The organism is Modestobacter lapidis (genome assembly GCF_054780755.1).
This window is the reverse complement of record NZ_BAAGVS010000058.1, coordinates 1-1263: the sequence shown is the minus strand read 5'-3', so window position 1 is coordinate 1263 and position 1263 is coordinate 1. Positions and strand designations below refer to the sequence as shown.

The 1263-nt window shown below is 66.2% G+C and carries 1 protein-coding gene; it reads right to left on the bottom strand.

The features are described from left to right. Positions 1-39: 39 nt before the first annotated feature. Positions 40-1211, bottom strand: a protein-coding gene (locus tag ACYVG5_RS21425) for an IS3 family transposase (protein ID WP_222050880.1) whose coding sequence is annotated in 2 segments (ribosomal slippage) — positions 40-950 and positions 950-1211 — 1173 coding nt in all. Because the reading frame shifts where the segments join, the coding sequence is not laid out codon by codon here. Positions 1212-1263 lie beyond the last annotated feature (52 nt).

Sequence of the window (1263 nt, the reverse complement as noted above, 5' to 3'; positions counted from 1 at the left end):
TGGGCTGTGTCAAGGATCGTGGACAGGTCCTCGGGTTGATCACGCTGTGGCGGTTGCCGCAGCCCGGTGGTCGGTGAGCGCTTCGAACGGGGTCCGGTAACCCAGCGTGGAGTGCAGCCGTCGGCGGTTGTAAAACACCTCGATGTATTCGGCCACGGCGAACCGGGCGCGTGCTCGCGTGTCGAAGGTCTGCCGGTAGTACATCTCGTTCTTCAGGGTCGCGAAAAATGACTCGGCGGCGGCGTTGTCCCAGCACACTCCGGTCCGCCCTCGGCTCCGGCGGATGCCATTCTTCGCCGTGAATGCCTCGAATTCAGCGGACGTATATTGCGTTCCTCGGTCCGAGTGGAAGATTGCATCGTCGGCGACGTGACCGCCGACGATGGCCATCTGCAGGGCGTCGGTGACCAGGGTGGTGCGCATGTGGGCGGCGGTCTGCCAGCCCACGACCATGCGGGTGGCCAGGTCGATCACGGTGGCCAGGTACAGCCATCCCTCGCCGGTGCGTAGGTAGGTGATGTCTCCGACCAGCCGCTGGCCGGGACCGTCAGCGGTGAAGTCCCGGTCGATCAGATCCGGGGCCGCCACCGGCTCCCTTCCGGGGACGGTGGTGCGCTTGTAGGCCCGCGGCTGCACTGCGGCCAAGCCCAGCTCACGCATCAGATCGGCGACCAGCCCGACCGAGCACTCGATGCCGGCCCGGTTGAGTGCAGCGGTGATCCGCCGGCATCCCGAGGTCTGTCGCGAGGCCTTGAACTCCGTGGTGATCGCCGCGGCCAGCGCCCGGCGGCGGGCCTGCGTGGGCGTCTCCACCCGGTTGGTCCAGGCGTAGAAGCTCGACCGCGGCACGCGCAGCAGCCGGCACATGAACGCGATCGGATAGTTGGCCTTCTCCGCGTCGATCACAGCGCAGCGCTCGGCTACGGCTGCGTCCGTGCGAAGAAGGCCGCTGCTTTTTTCAGGAACTCGTTCTCCATCCGCAGCCGGCGGATTTCGTCTTCCATTTCCTTCACGCGGGCGCGCTCCACAGGATTCAGGTCCGGAACGGGCTCCGGGTTATCGCGTCTCCAGATGTTGACCCAGTTGCCCAGCGTGCCCTCGTTGATCCCCAGGTCGCGGGCGACCTCGGCGACGGGCTTGCCGGTCTCGAGCACCATCTGCACGGCCTCGGCCTTGAACTGCGGGCTGAACCTTCGCCGCTGCTCTGGCATGGACAGATCCTCTCAGCAGCGAGTCACTGTCCAAGATCATTGGTACACCCCA